This is a genomic window from Rhizobium sp. 18055 (assembly GCF_902706285.1).
GTDB lineage: Bacteria > Pseudomonadota > Alphaproteobacteria > Rhizobiales > Rhizobiaceae > Rhizobium.
On sequence record NZ_CACSKD010000460.1, the window covers coordinates 1 to 396 of the forward strand.

1 protein-coding gene is annotated in these 396 nt (G+C 60.4%); it reads left to right on the forward strand.

What is annotated here, in order from left to right:
- Nucleotides 1–396 (forward strand): DDE-type integrase/transposase/recombinase (locus tag GVL52_RS30020; protein WP_368735345.1); only part of this gene is annotated, 396 nt, incomplete at both ends.

Consider the following 396-nt stretch of genomic DNA (forward strand, 5'->3'; position numbering starts at 1 on the left):
GTACGCAAGATGTGGAAGGCTATGCAGCGCGCCGGCTGGGACATCGGTCGTGATCAGACCGCCCGGTTGATGAAACTCGCCGGCATCCAAGGCCGCAGAAGGGGCCGCACTCCGATCACAACGCTTCGGGCTGATGTCCCGGATTGTCGTCCTGATCTGGTCAATCGTGACTTCACCGCGTCAGCGCCGCACCGGCTGTGGGTCGCTGACATCACCTACGTGCGTACCCTGTCGGGGTTTGCGTACACCGCGTTCATCACCGATGCGTACTCCCGCAAGATTGTCGGGGTTGCCACCAGGGCGAGCATGCGCACCGATGAGCTGCCTCTTGAGGCTTTTGAGCATGCTGTTTATCACGCAGGTGATCTTCTTCGTGCTGAAGGACTTGTCCACCAC